At 70.9% G+C, this 15560-nt stretch carries 19 protein-coding genes and 1 riboswitch; of the genes, 9 read left to right on the top strand and 10 right to left on the bottom strand.

The window, feature by feature from the left end; translation table 11 throughout:
• Positions 1-140: 140 nt before the first annotated feature.
• The 3 genes from E1286_RS09875 to E1286_RS51215 form a co-directional block, all read right to left on the bottom strand.
• On the bottom strand, positions 141-1829 hold the full coding sequence (locus E1286_RS09875) for a nitrite/sulfite reductase (protein ID WP_132610920.1): 1689 nt from the start codon (positions 1827-1829) through the stop codon (positions 141-143).
• Between the two features lie 110 nt (positions 1830-1939).
• Positions 1940-2023: a putative leader peptide gene (locus tag E1286_RS51980; protein WP_354532976.1), complete on the bottom strand. Its 84-nt coding sequence runs from the start codon at positions 2021-2023 to the stop codon at positions 1940-1942.
• Positions 2024-2085: 62 nt separating this feature from the next.
• Entirely contained in the window at positions 2086-2220 is a 135-nt protein-coding gene (locus E1286_RS51215) for a hypothetical protein (RefSeq protein WP_281282647.1), read from the bottom strand.
• Positions 2221-2300: 80 nt separating this feature from the next.
• Between E1286_RS51215 and E1286_RS09870 the strand changes: the two genes are divergently transcribed.
• From E1286_RS09870 to glyA, 4 genes are all read left to right on the top strand, one after another.
• Positions 2301-2696 carry a YccF domain-containing protein gene (locus tag E1286_RS09870; RefSeq protein ID WP_132610918.1) on the top strand — a complete coding sequence of 132 codons (396 nt, stop codon included), beginning with the start codon at positions 2301-2303 and terminating at the stop codon, positions 2694-2696.
• Between the two features lie 40 nt (positions 2697-2736).
• On the top strand, positions 2737-3669 hold the full coding sequence (locus E1286_RS09865; RefSeq protein ID WP_246074653.1) for a YihY/virulence factor BrkB family protein: 933 nt from the start codon (positions 2737-2739) through the stop codon (positions 3667-3669).
• A 34-nt stretch (positions 3670-3703) separates the two neighbouring features.
• Positions 3704-5086, top strand: coding sequence for a serine/threonine-protein kinase (locus E1286_RS09860; protein ID WP_246074652.1), 1383 nt, complete (start codon positions 3704-3706; stop codon positions 5084-5086).
• A 38-nt stretch (positions 5087-5124) separates the two neighbouring features.
• Positions 5125-5207, top strand: a riboswitch (ZMP/ZTP riboswitch).
• A 24-nt stretch (positions 5208-5231) separates the two neighbouring features.
• Positions 5232-6482: a serine hydroxymethyltransferase gene (glyA, locus tag E1286_RS09855; RefSeq protein ID WP_132610916.1), complete on the top strand. Its 1251-nt coding sequence runs from the start codon at positions 5232-5234 to the stop codon at positions 6480-6482.
• A 207-nt stretch (positions 6483-6689) separates the two neighbouring features.
• On the opposite strand, the gene E1286_RS09850 is transcribed toward glyA, so the two are convergent.
• Positions 6690-7421, bottom strand: coding sequence for an anti-sigma factor family protein (locus E1286_RS09850; protein WP_132610914.1), 732 nt, complete (start codon positions 7419-7421; stop codon positions 6690-6692).
• Positions 7418-8014 (bottom strand): sigma-70 family RNA polymerase sigma factor, encoded by a 597-nt coding sequence (locus E1286_RS09845; protein ID WP_132610912.1) that lies wholly within the window; start codon positions 8012-8014, stop codon positions 7418-7420. The genes E1286_RS09850 and E1286_RS09845 overlap by 4 nt, the downstream gene beginning before the upstream one ends.
• Positions 8015-8263: 249 nt before the next feature.
• Between E1286_RS09845 and rsgA the strand changes: the two genes are divergently transcribed.
• Both rsgA and E1286_RS09835 read left to right on the top strand, forming a co-directional pair.
• Positions 8264-9361, top strand: a complete 1098-nt coding sequence (rsgA, locus tag E1286_RS09840; protein ID WP_132610910.1) for a ribosome small subunit-dependent GTPase A — start codon at positions 8264-8266, stop codon at positions 9359-9361.
• 114 nt (positions 9362-9475) lie between these two features.
• Positions 9476-10102, top strand: a complete 627-nt coding sequence (locus tag E1286_RS09835; protein ID WP_132610908.1) for a phosphoribosyltransferase — start codon at positions 9476-9478, stop codon at positions 10100-10102.
• A 6-nt stretch (positions 10103-10108) separates the two neighbouring features.
• On the opposite strand, the gene E1286_RS09830 is transcribed toward E1286_RS09835, so the two are convergent.
• The gene (locus tag E1286_RS09830; protein WP_246074650.1) at positions 10109-10588 is read right to left on the bottom strand and encodes an ATP-binding protein; all 480 of its coding nucleotides are present in this window, start codon (positions 10586-10588) and stop codon (positions 10109-10111) included.
• A gap of 131 nt (positions 10589-10719) precedes the next feature.
• Here E1286_RS09830 and E1286_RS09825 point away from each other — a divergent pair, with 131 nt between their 5' ends.
• On the top strand, positions 10720-11601 hold the full coding sequence (locus E1286_RS09825; protein WP_132610904.1) for a helix-turn-helix domain-containing protein: 882 nt from the start codon (positions 10720-10722) through the stop codon (positions 11599-11601).
• A gap of 134 nt (positions 11602-11735) precedes the next feature.
• Positions 11736-11969 carry a DUF397 domain-containing protein gene (locus E1286_RS09820; RefSeq protein WP_132610902.1) on the top strand — a complete coding sequence of 78 codons (234 nt, stop codon included), beginning with the start codon at positions 11736-11738 and terminating at the stop codon, positions 11967-11969.
• Positions 11970-12056: 87 nt separating this feature from the next.
• On the opposite strand, the gene E1286_RS09815 is transcribed toward E1286_RS09820, so the two are convergent.
• From E1286_RS09815 to E1286_RS09800, 4 genes are all read right to left on the bottom strand, one after another.
• A complete protein-coding gene (locus E1286_RS09815) occupies positions 12057-13244 on the bottom strand; it encodes an esterase-like activity of phytase family protein (protein ID WP_246074648.1) in 1188 nt (395 codons plus the stop codon).
• A 94-nt stretch (positions 13245-13338) separates the two neighbouring features.
• Entirely contained in the window at positions 13339-13803 is a 465-nt protein-coding gene (locus tag E1286_RS09810; RefSeq protein ID WP_132610900.1) for a hypothetical protein, read from the bottom strand.
• A gap of 45 nt (positions 13804-13848) precedes the next feature.
• The gene (locus E1286_RS47735; RefSeq protein WP_165969669.1) at positions 13849-14694 is read right to left on the bottom strand and encodes a hypothetical protein; all 846 of its coding nucleotides are present in this window, start codon (positions 14692-14694) and stop codon (positions 13849-13851) included.
• Positions 14694-15023: a hypothetical protein gene (locus E1286_RS09800; protein WP_132610898.1), complete on the bottom strand. Its 330-nt coding sequence runs from the start codon at positions 15021-15023 to the stop codon at positions 14694-14696. The genes E1286_RS47735 and E1286_RS09800 overlap by 1 nt, the downstream gene beginning before the upstream one ends.
• A gap of 143 nt (positions 15024-15166) precedes the next feature.
• On the opposite strand from E1286_RS09800, the gene E1286_RS09795 reads away from it, so the two are divergent.
• Positions 15167-15556, top strand: coding sequence for a YbaB/EbfC family nucleoid-associated protein (locus E1286_RS09795; RefSeq protein ID WP_165969668.1), 390 nt, complete (start codon positions 15167-15169; stop codon positions 15554-15556).
• Positions 15557-15560: the final 4 nt, after the last annotated feature.

The raw sequence follows: 15560 nt of genomic DNA, 5'->3' as shown, positions 1-15560 counted from the left end.
CAGCTTGAAGGCGCGAGCGCAGGCGCGGCAGTACCAGCCGCCGCCCGCCGCCGACCCGGCAGACGCGCTCAGTTCGCCCTCGTAGGGCTCCAGGTCCTCGTCGCCGCAGTAAGGGCAGTGGAAGGGAACCGCTCGTTCGGTCATTTCAGGTCCGCCTCGTCCGCTCGCTGCACCCAGTCGGCGAACGACTCGCCTTCCTTCTTCTGGCCGTCGTAGTTGGACACGACGCGCGCCACGTAGTCGGGCAGCGCCTTGGCGGTGGTCTTGAGCCCGCGCACCTTACGGCCGAACCCGGCGTTCGCGCCGAGCGAGCCGCCCAGGTGGATCTGGAAGCCCTCGACCTGGTCGCCGTTCTCGTCGACGACGAGCTGGCCCTTCAGGCCGATGTCGGCCACCTGGATGCGCGCGCACGAGTTGGGGCAGCCGTTGACGTTGATGGTGAGCGGCTCGCCGAAGTCGGGCAGCCGCCGCTCCAGCTCGTCGATCAGGTCCGAGGCGGCGGCCTTCGTCTCGACGATGGCGAGCTTGCAGTATTCGATGCCGGTGCAGGCCATCGTCTGGCGGCGGAACGTGGACGGCTTGACCTGCAGGTCGGCGGCCTCCAGCTCGGCCACGATCGAGTCGACCCGCTCGGGCGCGACGTCGAGGATGACCATCTTCTGCTCGACCGTCGTACGCACCCGGCCCGACCCGTGGCGCTCGGCGATGTCGGCGATCGCGTGCAGCTTGTCGCCGTCGAGCCGGCCCACCTTGGGGGCGAAGCCGACGTAGAAGTTGCCGTCCTTCTGCCGGTGGACGCCGACGTGGTCGCGCCGCCGGCCGCGCGGCAGCTCGGGCGCGGGCCCGTCGGGCAGCCGCTCCTTGAGGTACTCGGTCTCCAGCACCTCGCGGAACTTCTCCGGCCCCCAGTCGTTGACCAGGAACTTGATGCGGGCGCGGTGACGCAGCCGCCGGTAACCGTAGTCGCGGAAGATCGCGACCACGCCCTCGTGCACGTCGGCCACCTGCTCCGGCCGGACGAACACGCCGAGGCGCTTGGCCAGCATCGGGTTGGTCGACAGCCCGCCGCCGACCCACACGTCGTAGCCGGCCTCGCCCTGCTCGTTGACCACGCCGACGAACGCCACGTCGTTGATCTCGTGCACCGTGCAGTGAGCCGGGCAGCCGCTGAGCGCCGACTTGAACTTGCGCGGCAGGTTGGAGTACGCCGGGTTGCCCACGACCCGGTCGTGGACCTCCTGGATCTGCTCGGTCGCGTCGAGCACCTCGTCGGCGTCGATCCCGGCGAGCGGACAGCCGAGGATCACGCGCGGGGTGTCACCGCACGCCTCGGTGGTGGACAGGCCCACCGCCTCCAGGCGCTCCCAGATGTCGGGCACCGACTCGATCTCGATCCAGTGCAGCTGGATGTTCTGGCGGTCGGTCACGTCGGCGGTGCCGCGGCCGTAGTCGTTGGAGATGTCGGCGATCGCGCGCAGCTGGGCGAGGTCGAGCTGGCCGCCGTCGATGCGCACCCGCAGCATGAAGTAGCGGTCGTCGAGCTCCTCCGGCTCCAGGATCGCCGTCTTGCCGCCGTCGATTCCGGGCTTGCGCTGGGTGTACAAGCCGAACCAGCGCATGCGTCCGCGCAGGTCAGCGGGGTCGATCGAGTCGAAGCCCTGCTTGGAGTAGATGTCGATGATGCGCTGGCGGACGTTGAGCCCGTCGTCGTTCTTCTTGTTCTCTTCGTTCTTGTTGAGCGGCTCGCGGTAACCGAGGGCCCACTGGCCTTCGCCGCGCGGGCGCTTGTGATGCCGGTTGGCAGGAGTGCGGCTGGCAGGGGTGATCATTGCGCGTCCTTCGGATCGTCGGCGCGCGCAACGTCCCGCCCGCCTCGTCATCGAGGGCAGGGCTGTGAAAAGAGGAGTGCGACGCGCTCAGCGGCAGACAGAAACTACGGTCAGCGGGCGTCGCAACAGATGGCAGAGCGGACACGCAGAAGGTCGACGTGGCGTCGACCGACGAGCATGGGGTCCGCTGGCATAGTTCGAGACTACTCTGGCTGTCCGAGATGTCCAAGACCGCGTCCAGAGTGTGGGACTTGTCTCATCCCTGGTGCGGCCAGCTCAGCTCCGACTCCTCCTGCTCCTGACCCGTCTTGTGCTGGCAGTCGCACCACGAGCCGCCGCGGCACTCCTCGTGGCGCTTGTCCTTGCAGCTCTCGCAGATCACACTCCGCATTATCACTCCGGGTACAGATCCGGGTGGAATCCGGGAGATGCCCGAGGTGGCGCGGGCAAGATCGGTGACATGCTGGCGGCATGCGCACGATTCTGAACGTCATCTGGCTGGTCTTCGCCGGCGTCTGGCTGGCCATGGGCTACGCCCTGGCCGGGATCATCTGCTGCGTCCTGATCGTCACCATCCCGTTCGGCATCGCCTCGTTCAGGATCGCCTCGTACGCGCTGTGGCCGTTCGGCCGGACGGTGGAACGCGACCCGGACGCCGGCGTGTTCTCGCTCCTCGGCAACATCATCTGGTTCGTGGTCGCCGGCATCTGGCTGGCCATCGGGCACGTGGTGACCTCCATCCCGCTGTTCGTCTCGATCATCGGCATCCCGATGGGCATCGCGAACCTCAAGCTGATCCCCGTCTCCCTCCTCCCGCTGGGCGCCCGCATCGTGCCGGGCGACTCCAGGGTTGGACCAGGGACGTAAGCTGTGCCGAAGAGTCACTGCGAATTTCCGTTGGGTGCCCATGACGTCCACCGAAGCGCCATCCCGGCCCAAACGAGGCCTCGCCTCCCATGCCCGGGCCCGGTTGAGCTGGGTGCTCGACACCAAGTCGTGGGCCATCGTGCGCGCCGCGACCAACGCCGGCGTCGCCTACCGCGTGACCGGCCTGGCGGGTGAGGCGGCGTTCTTCGCGCTGCTGTCGCTGCCGCCGTTCGTGCTGGGGCTCATCGGCGTGCTCGGCAAGCTCGGCACCTGGCTGGGGCCGAGCGTGGTCACGCAGGTCAAGACGTGGGTGATCGACCAGGCGGGCCTGCTGTTCACCGAGGACGCGATCGCCACGGTGGTCAACCCGCTCATCACCGACGTGCTCAGCGACGACGCCGGCAAGGTGTCGATCATCTCGCTGGGCTTCCTGCTGTCGCTGTGGTCGGGCTCGCGCGCCCTGTACGTCTACGTCGACCTCATCTCCGTCGCCTACGGGCTTGGCGAGGAACGCGGCATCATCCGCACCCGGCTGATGTCGTTCGGCCTCTACGTCGTGGGCCTCATCATCGGCATCATCGTCATGCCCATCCTGGTCATCGGCCCGACCCTGCTCAGGGACGCCCTGCCGGGGGAGTACGGCATCATGATCGACCTGCTCTACTGGCCGGTCGTGATCATCGGCTCGGTGCTGTTCCTCACCGTGCTCTACCACGTGAGCGTGCCGGTGCGCACCAAGTGGTACCGCGAGCTGCCGGGCGCCATCCTGGCGCTGTTCCTGTGGATCGTCTGCGCGGGCGTGCTGCGGGCCGTGCTGGCGGCCTGGTTCTCGCCCGTCTCCGTGTACGGCTCCCTGGCCACCCCCATCGCGCTGCTGCTCTGGCTCTACATCACCGCGCTGGCCGTGCTCATCGGCGCCATCCTGAACGCCGAGGTCGACCGGCTCTGGCCAGGCGAGAGCCGCACGAAATAGCCATGACGGGGGCGCGTCCGGAATAATCCCTGCGATGGACGTGCAACGTGTCGGACCCTACACCCTCGTCAAAAAGCTGGGCGAAGGCGGCATGGGCTACGTCCACCTCGCCCACGACCCCGCCGGGCGGCCGGTGGCGCTCAAGACCATGCGCCCCGAGCTGGCCGCGCGCGAGGAGTTCAGGCGCAGGTTCGGCAAGGAGGCCGAGGCCGCGAGAAGGGTCGCGCGGTTCTGCACCGCACCCGTGCTCGACGCCGGTTTCGACAACGGCACCGCCTACATCGTCACCGAATACGTCGAGGGCCCCGACCTGTCGGCCGTCGTCGCGCAGACCCCGCTGGCCGGCTCCAACCTGGAGGCCCTGGCCGTCGGCGTGGCCACCGCGCTGGCCGCCATCCACCAGGCGGGCGTCGTCCACCGCGACCTCAAACCGTCGAACGTGCTGCTCAGCCCGGTCGGGCCGCGGGTCATCGACTTCGGCATCGCCCAGCTCGCCGACACCGGCCAGGCGGTGATGACGGTCGCGCAGAGCATGGGCACGCCCGCGTACATGTCGCCGGAGCAGGCCAGGGGAGAGCAGGCGACCCCGGCGAGCGACATCTTCTCGTGGGGCTCGCTGGTCGCGTACGCGGGCATGGGCAGGCCGCCCTTCGGCACCGGCGGGGTCCACGAGGTCGTCTACCGGGTGATCAACCACGCGCCCATGCTCGACGGGCTGGACGAGCGCATCCGGCCGCTGGTGGAGCGGGCGCTCGACAAGGACCCGCGGCGCCGGCCGACCGCCCAGCAGCTCATGGACCAGCTGCTGGGGCGCTCCGAGGTGCCGGTCGCGGCGGCGACGCAGGCCGTCTCGGAGAGCTGGTCCCCGGTCGTCACCGTTCCCCGGCGCGTCCCCGCGCCGGGACCCGCGCGGCGCAGTCCCTGGCTGCCGGTCGTCGTCGGCGTGCTGGCCGCTGTGCTCGGCGCCGGTGCCACGCTCGCCGCCGTACGCCCCTGGGAGGACCGCGGCGCCGAGCCGGGCACGGCCGCCACCACCAGCACGATCGACGCCCTCGGCACCAGGTTCGAGGTGCGGATCGACTCCCTGGTGAGCCAGGGCGCCACCGCGCGCCTGCAGTGGACGGTCAAGAACGTCGGCACCGAGAACGCGCCCCTGTACAACAAGTTCGGCAACGGCACCCTCGACAACACGGTCTCGCGGGTGAGCATCGTCCCGCCGGGCGTGGGCAACCCGCTCTACCCGGCCAGGAAGGGCGACGACTGCCAGTGCTCCAACGTGCCCACGGCGCCGTTCGAGGGAGGCAACCAGCTGCAGTTCTGGGCCGTCTACGACGGGCTCCCCGAGGACACCGAGCACGTCGACGTCAACCTCGGCCCGCTCGGCGTCGTCAGGAACGTGGCCGTCTCGTCGGCCTGATCGCCGACCTGGGCTCCCGGCCTCATCCGCTATCGTCTACAGCGAGACGCGACTGGCGCATTGGGTGGGAACGACCACCGGGGAGCGGAGGGAGCGGAGGCCGTGCGCCTGGGTCTTCGCCATCGTCAATGGTGACAGGAGAGTCATGGGTTCTCTCGCGAGCGTCGACCCGCAGATCGCCGAGCTCATCAGGGCGGAAGAGCGTCGCCAGGCCGACACCGTCAAGCTGATCGCGTCCGAAAACTACGTGTCCAAGGCCGTGCTCGAGGCCACGGGCACCGTGCTGACCAACAAATACTCCGAGGGTTACGCCGGCAAGCGTTACTACGAGGGCCAGCAGGTCATCGACCAGATCGAGACCCTGGCCATCGAGCGGGCCAAGGCGGTGTTCGGCGTCAACCACGCCAACGTCCAGCCCTACTCCGGCTCGCCCGCCAACCTCGCCGTCTACATGGCGTTCCTGGAGCCCGGCGACACCGTGATGGGCATGGGCCTGCCGTTCGGCGGCCACCTCACCCACGGCTGGTCGGTCTCGGCCACCGGCAAGTGGTTCAACCCCGTCCGCTACGGCGTCCGCAAGGACACCGGCCGCATCGACCTCGACGAGGTCCGCGAACTGGCGCTGGAGCACCGGCCGAAGCTGATCTTCTGCGGCGGCACCGCGATCCCGCGCACCATCGACTTCGAGGGCTTCGCCGCGATCGCCCGTGAGGTCGGCGCGGTGCTGGCCGCCGACATCGCCCACATCGCCGGCCTGGTCGCGGGCGGCGCCCACCCGTCCCCGGTGGGCCACGCCGACGTGATCTCCACGACCACCCACAAGACGCTGCGCGGCCCGCGCGGCGCCATGCTGATGGCCACCAGCGAGGAGCACGCCAAGGCGCTCAACAAGGCCGTCTTCCCCGGCCTGCAGGGCGGCCCGCACAACCACACCACCGCCGCCATCGCCGTCGCGCTGCACGAGGCCGCGCAGCCGTCGTTCCGCGCATACGCCCATCAGATCGTCGCCAACGCCAAGGCCCTGGCCGACGAGCTGGGCTCGCGCGGGTTCGACCTCGTCTCCGGCGGCACCGACAACCACCTGATCCTGCTCGACCTCACCCCGAAAGACATCGGCGGCAAGCCGGCCGCCCAGGCGCTCGACCGCGCGGGGCTGGAGACCAACTACAACACGGTGCCGTTCGACACGCGCAAGCCGTTCGACCCGTCCGGCATCCGCATCGGCACGCCGTCGGTCACCTCGCGCGGCATGGGGGAGGCCGAGATGCGGCAGATCGGCGCCTGGATCGACGAGGTCGTCACCGCCGTCGCCAAGGGCGACGCGGAGGCGGTCATCACCCGCGTCCACCACGAGGTCAGCGAGCTCACCGCGCAGTTCCCCGCTCCCGGCCTGTAAACCCGCGGGCCCGTCCGGGGATTTTCCTTCCGTCACGGCGGAGCCGGCTGGGCGCCACCCTGCGCCCGTGGCCGGGGGCCTCCAGGGTGACGCCCGCTGACCCGCACACCCGGCCCGCCGTGACGGCGCCCCGCGGGCCATGACGGTGGTGGAGAGCGTCCCGCCGCACGGGCTCCCGGTGCGCGGCGGGACGCCGGTCCCGGGCGGTCACACGTCGACGGCCAGCAATCGCCTCCCTTCCGAGGTGACCACCTCGAAGCGGTCGACGTCCTCCAGCGGCGTGGCGCTGCCGCCGTGCATGTAGAGCGGATCCGGCGAACCCGGCACTCCGTACCCGGCTGGAGGTACGGACCACCCGGTCATCACCCGCCGCTCTCCCGACTTCGACACGGAGATGAGCTCGCACTCCAGCGGCCCGGTCACCCCGGACAGCTTCAGCGCCGCGTGCGTGCCCCACCCCTTCGACTCCACCACGAGCCCGCCAGTCACGCCGCCGGCGCCCTTGCCCGCGATGGGCCGCCCGTCGACGTAGAACTGCTCGGCCGGCCCCATGTGCTCGCCCATCTGCCCGCCGTGCCCGTGGGCGAGCGGCGGCTGAGCGCCCGCGCCGAGCTGCGTGCCGATCGTCAGCCCGCCGGCCACGAGCGTGACCGCCGCCGCCATCCCGATCACGAACGTGCCCCTGCGCGTGCGCCTGTCCGCGTCCTTCTTGTGCCGCAGCAGGTCGATCACGTCGCCTTCCGGCCCGCCCGGGCGGTCGAGTGAGTCCTCGACGGGCCCGATCCCGTGCAGCACGCCGGCCACGCCGGCCAGCTCCGACAGCTCGCGGCGGCAGGCGGCGCAGCCGAGCAGATGGGCCTCGAAGGCCAGTCTGTCGTCGTCGTCCAGCAGGCCGAGCGCGTAGGCACCCACGTCCGTGTGCTCGACTCTCGAAGTCACGCCGTCACCCCCCTCTCCTCCAGTGCGATCCGCAGCGCGCGTACGGCGTAGTAGACGCGCGACTTCACGGTGCCCACGGGGATGCCGAGCACCTGCGCGGCGTCGTTGACCGACCGGTCCCGCAGGATCGTCTCGTTGAGGATCTCGCGGTGCGCCGGCGACAGCGCCTTCAGCGCCTCCGACACCACCACCTGGTGCAGCAGCACCTCCATCTCGTCGGGCACGGGAACGCTCGCCAGCGGCCCGTCGCCCGACTCCCTGGGCCGGGCGTCCTTGCGCCGCCGGTCGTCGATCACGATGCGCCGCGCCACCGTGGCGAGCCACGGCATCAGCGAGACCGCGTCGGTGTCGAGCCGCTCGGCGCTGCGCCAGGCCCGGATCATCGTCTCCTGCACCACGTCTTCCGCCCACTGCCGATCGCCCGCCGTCAACCGGATCACGAACGCCAGCAGCGGCCGGTGATACTCCCGGTAGAGCGCGGACACGACCACCTCGTCGTCGGGGCGCACGCGGCGGATCCGATGGTGCGGGCGCGGCGTGCCCGCCGGGGCGGCTCCCTCGGCCGAGGGCGGGGGATACGTACTGATCCGCATCGTGCCCCTTTCTCAGTCCGTCGGCAGGTGGTACGGCCGTCCGGGTGGGCGGGGTTCAACGGATCGCGCAAGACAAACCGATTGCGTCTGCGTCGGCGGGGTGCGTAGAGTCGCCCCGGTAAGTGACACGAAATCGATCGGGGAGGTGAGGGCTATGCGGGTCCCCATGTGCTGCCTGCCGTCAGCCCACCTCCGGGCGTCCTTCTGAGCCGCCCGGCTCCATCCTTCTCGACCAAAGGTTTCACTCCGTTGTCTTACGATCTTTCTCTGCTCGGCTGGACCGATTCGCGCGCCGCCGAGCTGCCCGACGGCGCCGTTCCCGCACGGGTGGCCCGCGTCGACCGCGGCGCCGCCGAGGTCATCGCCGCCGACGGCCAGCATCACGTCCGCTACGCCGCCCACGTCCGCCGTGCCGCGGCGGCCGATCCGGTCGCGCTGCCGTGCGTCGGCGACTGGGCGGCGCTGCGGTATCTGTCCGAGGGCCGCTACGAGCTCGACGCGGTGCTGCCGCGGACGTCCGCGTTCGTCCGGGGCGGCGTCAGCCGCGACTCGGTCGGGGGCCTGTCAGGCGACGGCCAGGGCCAGGTGCTCGCGGCCAACGTCGACGTCGTCTTCGTGGCCGAGCCGTCCATGCACGCCACCGACTTCGCCGACCTGGCCCGCATCGAGCGCCTGGTCGCGCTCGCCTGGGAGTCCGGCGGCACGCCGGTGGTGCTCGTCACCAAGTCCGACCTGTTCGAGCACGGCCTCGACGGGCTGCTCGACGACGTGCGCACGGCCGCGCCCGGCGTCGACGTGCACGCCGTCTCCTCGCTGCGCGGCGACGGGGTGGAGCTGGCCGCCTCCTACCTCGGCGGGTCGCGTACGGCCGTCATCCTCGGCCCGTCCGGCGCAGGCAAGTCCACCCTCGTCAACGCGCTGGCCGGCGCGGAGGTCATGGAGACCCAGCGGGTGCGCGCCGCCGACGGGCGCGGCCGGCACACCACCGTCCACCGTGAGCTGATCCCCCTCGCCCGGGGCGGGCTGGTCATCGACACGCCGGGCATCCGCCGGATCGGTCTCTACGACATGGCCGTCGGCGTCGACCGCGTCTTCTCCGACATCGAGTCGCTGGCCGGACACTGCCGCTTCGGCGACTGCGGTCACACCAGCGAGCCCGGATGCGCGGTGCTGGCCGCGCTGGAAAGCGGCGAGCTGCCCGAACGACGGCTGGAAAGCTGGCGCAAGCTGCAGCGGGAGGCGTTGTGGATGGCGTCCCGCACGGACGCCCGCCTGCGCAAGGAACAACAGAACAAGTGGAAGGTCATCCACAAGGAGATGCGCCGCACCGGCCGCAACCGCCCCTGACGCCGGCGGGTGCGATCCCCTGACCGGCCGGGGCTTGCGGGCGGGCCCCGGCCGGCGGGTGCGTTCGCGTGCGCGGAGAGGCGAGGAGGCGGCGCGTCGGGGTAGGCGGAGGGCATGGACCTCTTCGCAGACCGGGTCGAGGCGGGTGAGCTGCTCGCCGAGCGGTTGCTGGACGCGCACGATCCCGTGATCCTCGCGCTGCCCCGCGGCGGCGTCGAGGTGGCCGTGCCGATCGCGCGCCGGCTGGGCACCGTCCTCGACGTGCTCGTGACCAGGAAGATCGGCTACCCGCCCGCGCCCGAGCTGGGCGTCGGGGCGATCGCCGAGGGCGGTGAGCCGGTGTTCGACATGGGGCTGCTGCACCGCCTGGGCCTCACCCCGGAGTCGGTGGCCGAGGTGGTGGAGCAGGAGCGGCGGGAGCTGGCCCGGCGGGTGCGGGTCTACCGCGGCGACCGCCCGCTGCCCGCACTCGACGGGCGGGAGGTGATCGTGGTGGACGACGGGCTGGCCACCGGCGGCACCGCGCGGGCCGCGCTCCGGGCCGTGGCCACGGCCAAGCCCGCCAAGGTGACGCTGGCCGTGCCGGTCGGGGCTCGTGAGACCGTGCGTTCGCTGCAGAAGGAGGCCGACGAGGTGGTGGTGCTGAAGACGCCCGTCGACTTCCGGGCGGTCGGCCAGTGGTACGTGCACTTCGACCAGCTCACCGACGCCGACGTCCTCCACCTGCTCGGCAAGGAATGACGGGCGTCAGGTGGCGGCGATGACGGCCCAGACCAGCTTGCAGGGGCCGCCGGGGGTGAGCCAGCCCCAGGCGGAGCAGAGGGCGTCCACCAGGCGTAAGCCGCGCCCGTACTCGGAGTAGACGTCGGGCGCGGTCGTCACCGGGATCGTCCTGCTGTGGTCGGAGACCACGCACACCAGCTCGTCGCCGTGCCGCAGCAGCAGCCGCAGCGCCCGGGCCCCGCCGCCGTGCCGCATCGCGTTGGTGACCAGCTCCGAGACCACCAGCTGCGTGTCGAAGCTCAGCCCCGCGGCGCCCCAGGCGCCGAGCGTCCGGTCGACGAAGTGCCGCGCGGTCGCCACGCAGGCCGGCTCGAGCGCCGTACGCGGATCGAACGGGAACACGGCGTCACGCTCGGCGGCCTGACCTTCCACCAGGACGGAGGCGAGCCATCCTGGTGGCCGGGAGCCGCAGGCGGCATGCGGCCGGGCGTCGAAAGTCGTCATTCTGGCCCCCGAGGCGCGTTCTGATGATCCAGTGCCCATCTTTACGGGGTGTGGTTATTGATGCAAGACTTTTCGTCGTTCACTAACGTGAATTGCATCTGCACGTGCAGGCCCCCATGAGGAGCGGTTGAGTGAGCGCAGAGAGCGCGGAAGGAAGGCTGCTCAGCTATGCGCCGGGAAGCCCGACGGTGCTTCGGATCCTGCTCGGCACCCAGCTGCGCAGGCTGCGCACGGAGAAGGGTATCTCCCGCGAGGACGCGGGGTACTCGATTCGCGCCTCTCATGCGAAGATCAGCCGGTTGGAGCTCGGCCAGGTCAGCTTCAAGCAGCGCGACGTGGCCGATCTGCTGACCCTGTACGGCGTCACCGACCCGGCCGAGCGCGAGCCGCTGCTCAACCTCGCCAAGCAGGCCAACGCCCCCGGCTGGTGGCACCGCTACGGCGACCTGCTGCCGTCCTGGTTCGAGGTCTACATCGGCCTGGAGGGCGCCGCGTCGGGCATCCGCACGTTCGAGAACCAGTTCGTGCCCGGCCTGCTGCAGACCCCCGCGTACGCCAGGGCGGTCATCGAGCTGGCGCACGGGAATGCCGGGCGCGACGAGATCGAGCGCCGGGTGGTGCTGCGCACGACCCGGCAGAAACGGCTGGAGGACGGGCTCACCCTGTGGGCGGTGATCGACGAGGCCGTGATGCGCCGGATGCTGGGCGGCCCCGGGACGATGCGCGAGCAGGTCGCCCATCTGCTGGACGTCACGGCCGAGCGCAACATCACCGTGCAGATCATGACGTTCGAGCGCGGCGGCCACGCGGCGGCCGGAGGGCCGTTCAGCATCCTGCGCTTCCCCGAGCCCGAGCTGCCCGACGTCGTCTACATGGAGCAGCTGACCAGCGCCCTCTACCTGGACAAGCCCGCCGACTCCGACCACTACATGGAGGTCATGGACCGGCTGAGCATCCAGGCGGAGGAGCCCCGGGCGAGCCGGCGTTTCCTGGAGCGCATGCTCTCCCTGTGAGCGGCCGATACTCGCTGTGATCCACTCCATAGCGGATTTTTGGTTGTCCGCTATATGGAGCTCTTCATGCTGCCGTATCGTCAGCTCGCAAACGCGGATGCACGTGCATCCGTAAGATCGCGAGGAGCGCCCCCATGCAAGAGTTCCGGAACGGGACGCCCGCCGGCCGCCTTCCCGTCGTCTGGCGCAAGAGCAAGAGGAGCAACCCCAACGGCAACTGCGTCGAGGTCGCGTGCCTGCCCAACGGGGAGATCGCCATGCGCAACTCACGCTTCCCCGAAGGCCCCGCGCTCGTCTACACGCAGGCGGAGATCACCGCGTTCATGCTCGGGGCCAAGGACGGGGAGTTCGACGACCTCATCGTCTGAGCCCTTTTCGGGCGGGGCGCGAGCGGGTTTCGGTCAGGGGCCACGAGGTGTCCGGCGACCTCGCCGAGGTCGCCGGATCCTGAGTGATCAGCGGTAGACGCGGGGGTCGGCCTGGAGGCCGCGCGTCAGCCGTACGGTGATGAACTCGTTGTCGTCCGGCCTGCCGGGCGTGCGGCCGCTGGAGAACGGGAAGTTGTTGTCGTCCAGCACGCCGAGCGTGCGGTCGTCGAGGATGACGACGTCCTCGATCGTCTGGAACGGGAAGCGGAACGTGCCCGGCGCGCCGCCGAGACCACGCGGGTCGGCGAGGTCGAGCAGGTCGGCGACCAGCGTCTTGTCGAGCGCGCCGTCGCGGTCCCTGTCGCGCAGGTCGGCCAGGTAGACGCGCTTGAACCGGGCCTCGTCGCCCTGCAGGTTGTCGCGCTCGATGACCAGGAAACGGTGCTCGTCGACCGCGATCGCGTCGCCGATGGCGTGGGAGGGGTCCTCCAGCCGGTACGTCCAGCGCCGCCCGGTGTAGGCGCCCTTGCGCAGGTCGAACTCGCTCATGCGCAGGGTGCCGGCCGGGTCGCCGGTCACCGTGCCCTCAAGCAGCGGGTAGAGACGACGGCCGTCCACCGACCTGGCCATGCCCTCGAAGCCCTTGCTGCCGGCCAGGTTCGGCGTGCCGCCGTTCAGCGCCGGGTTCTCCGGGGCCATGACGCCGGGCAGCGCGATCGGGGCCTCCATCAGCCGGCCCTTGCGGTCGAAGTGCAGCAGGAAAGGGCCGAACTCGTCGCCGATCCAGTACGTGCCGTCCACCAGCCGCACGATCGACTCGACGTCGAAGTCCGCGCCGGTCAGCGTGCGGTCCTGCCGGGTGAGCGGGAACGGCACGAACCCGCGCGGGTCGGTCAGGTTGAACCCGCCGAGCACCTTGACCGACTTTCCGGCGAAGTCCGGCTTGATCCGGTGCACGCGCAGCAGGAAGTCGGCGCTGTTGCCCTGGTTGCCGTAGCCGTTGTCGGACAGGACGTCGAACGTGCCGTCGTGGCGGCGCGCGATGCCGCTGAAGCCCTGCACCGGCTGGCCGGGGAACGGCGGGGTGACGCCGTTGACGGGCTCCGTGCCGAGCAGCGACCCCGACGGCTCGCTGCCGGGGACGAAGGTCAGCGCGGGAAGGGAGGCGAACCCGGTCAGGGTGGCCCGCCCTAAGGGCTGGGAGTCAGCGGTGGCGGGGGCGGCCAGGCCGAGGGCCATCGCGCCCGCGCACATGAGGATGGCGATGCGTCTCATGGCGCGCGACACTAGGGCGGCCGGGCCGACGGCGTCCCCACCGCGGGGAAACGGCCGATGACGGCTCGGTGTCCAACCGCGCCTCAGCCCGGCGTCAGGTGTCGTCGCCGGCCGGGCCGCACGACCACGACTGGTCGACCAGGGTGAGCAGGTGGCCGCCGTACTGGGCCGGGTCCCAGCCGTCCCGCATGAACAACTGGGCGACGACGTCGGACGGCGCTCCCAGGACGTCGTCAGCGGCGGCCTCGCCGAGCAGGCGTGTCAGGGCGGCGACGTCGTTGACGCGGATCCGGTAGTGCGCCTCCACGTCGACGGTGGCGCCGTCGGCCGCGCCGACGGTCTCCTCCTCGTCCTCGCGATCCTCCTCCAGGTCGCTGAACGGGTTGCCCCAGCCGGTGCTGTCGGCGCACAGCTCGGCGTATTCGAGCGCGGCCGACCGCAGGCGGTTGAGGGCCTCGGCCACGCGCGGGTAGTCGTCGGGCGACTCCTCCAGGACGCGCGCGTGCTCCACGATGGCCGCACCCATCTCAGCGGCCTTCGCCGACAGTTCGTTCGCCACAGTCGTCAGTCTTCCTCGCTCGTCATCGGGTTCCGCGGCCGCGGTCTAGTCTTTCTTCTTCTTCCACGGATAGTGCCTGGTGTGGCTGACCTCGCCGTGTTTGTTGATGTAGTCCACGTGCACGTGGTCGTCGCTGGAGCACGGCCCGCGGAACCGGCTGCGCCCGCCGTCCTTGGCGTCCTTCTTGGCCGCCGTGACGGCTTCGTCCTGGGTGTCGAAGTGCCGGGTTCCCGAGTTCGTCTTGCCGGGGGAGTTCTTGCGGAAGCGGCCCATCTGGGCGATGGACATGCCGCGAGGACCGCCGTCCGCGGCTCCGCCCGGCCCGCGTCCCATGCCGAGACGCGGCAGGTCGTCGAGGACGTTGCGGAACTTGCCGGTGGAGCCGGCGGCGAGCGCGGGCCGCAGCACGCGGCCGACGCCCTCGGCCCCTTCGCGCTGGACGCCGGTGACGAGGATGCGCCCGCGGATAAGCTCGCGCAGCGCCAGCGCCCCCGCGGTGGGGCCGCCGACGAGCATGGCGCGGGCGATCATGGCGGACGTCCAGACCGCGCCGCCGGCGACCGCGTACTTCACGGCGGTGGTGAGCCAGGCGGCGTTGTCGAGCAGCGCGGGGACGTACCGGACGGCGGAGGCGGCCTGGCCGAGCAGCTGGCCGACGCCGCCGGGATCGCCCCACAGGCCGGCCAGCTCGGTGGCCGCCACGCCGTGGTACGCCGCCCCGGTGGTGGCGCCGACCGCGGCAAGCGCGCCCGCGCCGGAGGCTCCCGCGCCCGCGAGCACGGTGGCCCAGGCGTCGCGGTCGGCCAGGATCTCGTCCACGCTGACGTTGGGCCAGGGGACGCCCATCAGCTCCAGGACGGCGTCGACCTCGGGCGGAACGGTGACGTCCATCAGAGCGGGAGCTCACGGTACAGCTTCGCCGACTGCTCCTGGGCGAGCGCCTCGGCCTCGGCGATGCGGCCGCGGGCGATGTCGAGGCCGTCACCGGTCTGCCCCATCACGCCGGAGATGCCCAGCAGGGCCTCGGCGGCGTACACGCCACACTGGCTGTACTCGGCGTGGAAGGCGGCGAACAGGCCGGTGTCGTCGCCCCACGAGCCGCAGCCGTAGCCGCGTTCTCTCAGTCGCTGCAGGGCGGCGGCGTAGTCTTCGCCGTGAATCCGCAGTGACGCCGCGTTCCGGGCGACCTGCCCATGAGCGATCTCCATCCCCGAACTCATGGCGTGTCACCTTAGCGGACCGATCAGCCGAGATTGGCAGATATATGAAGATCAGTGACCTATGTCGCTTATGTAACTCCGTCTCCGGCGTCTCGGTAAACTGGCTGACCTTGCCAGCAGCCAGCAGCGCGGAGTCCGGAACGATGCCGACACCTTCACCGCACGACGACGTCGAGCAGGCGGAGCTGTACCTCAGACGGGGACGGGACGCGATGCGCCGTCTCCAGGAGGCCAGCGCCCGCATCGGGGCGGTCGCCGGGACGGCCGAGAGCGCCGACGGCCTGGTACGCGCCACCGCCGACGGACGCGGCGGCATCACCGGGCTGCGCCTGAACCCGCGTGCGATGCGGCTCGGCGCGGGCGCGCTGGGCAGGCAGGTCACGGAAGTGCTCCAGGCGGCCCAGCGGGACGCCGAGACGCAGACCAAGCAGATCGTGGACGGCGCCCTGGCCGACACAGCCGACCTGCCGCCGCCACCGGGTGAGGACTTCATCCGCGAGCGGGTCGACCAGATCGCCCGCAATCTTCGCTGAACCG

The sequence above is a fragment of the Nonomuraea terrae genome (genome assembly GCF_004348995.1).
In the GTDB taxonomy this organism is placed as follows: Bacteria; Actinomycetota; Actinomycetes; order Streptosporangiales; family Streptosporangiaceae; genus Nonomuraea; species Nonomuraea terrae.
The sequence above is the reverse complement of the archived record's forward strand: the minus strand, read 5'-3'. Positions and strand labels throughout refer to the sequence as shown.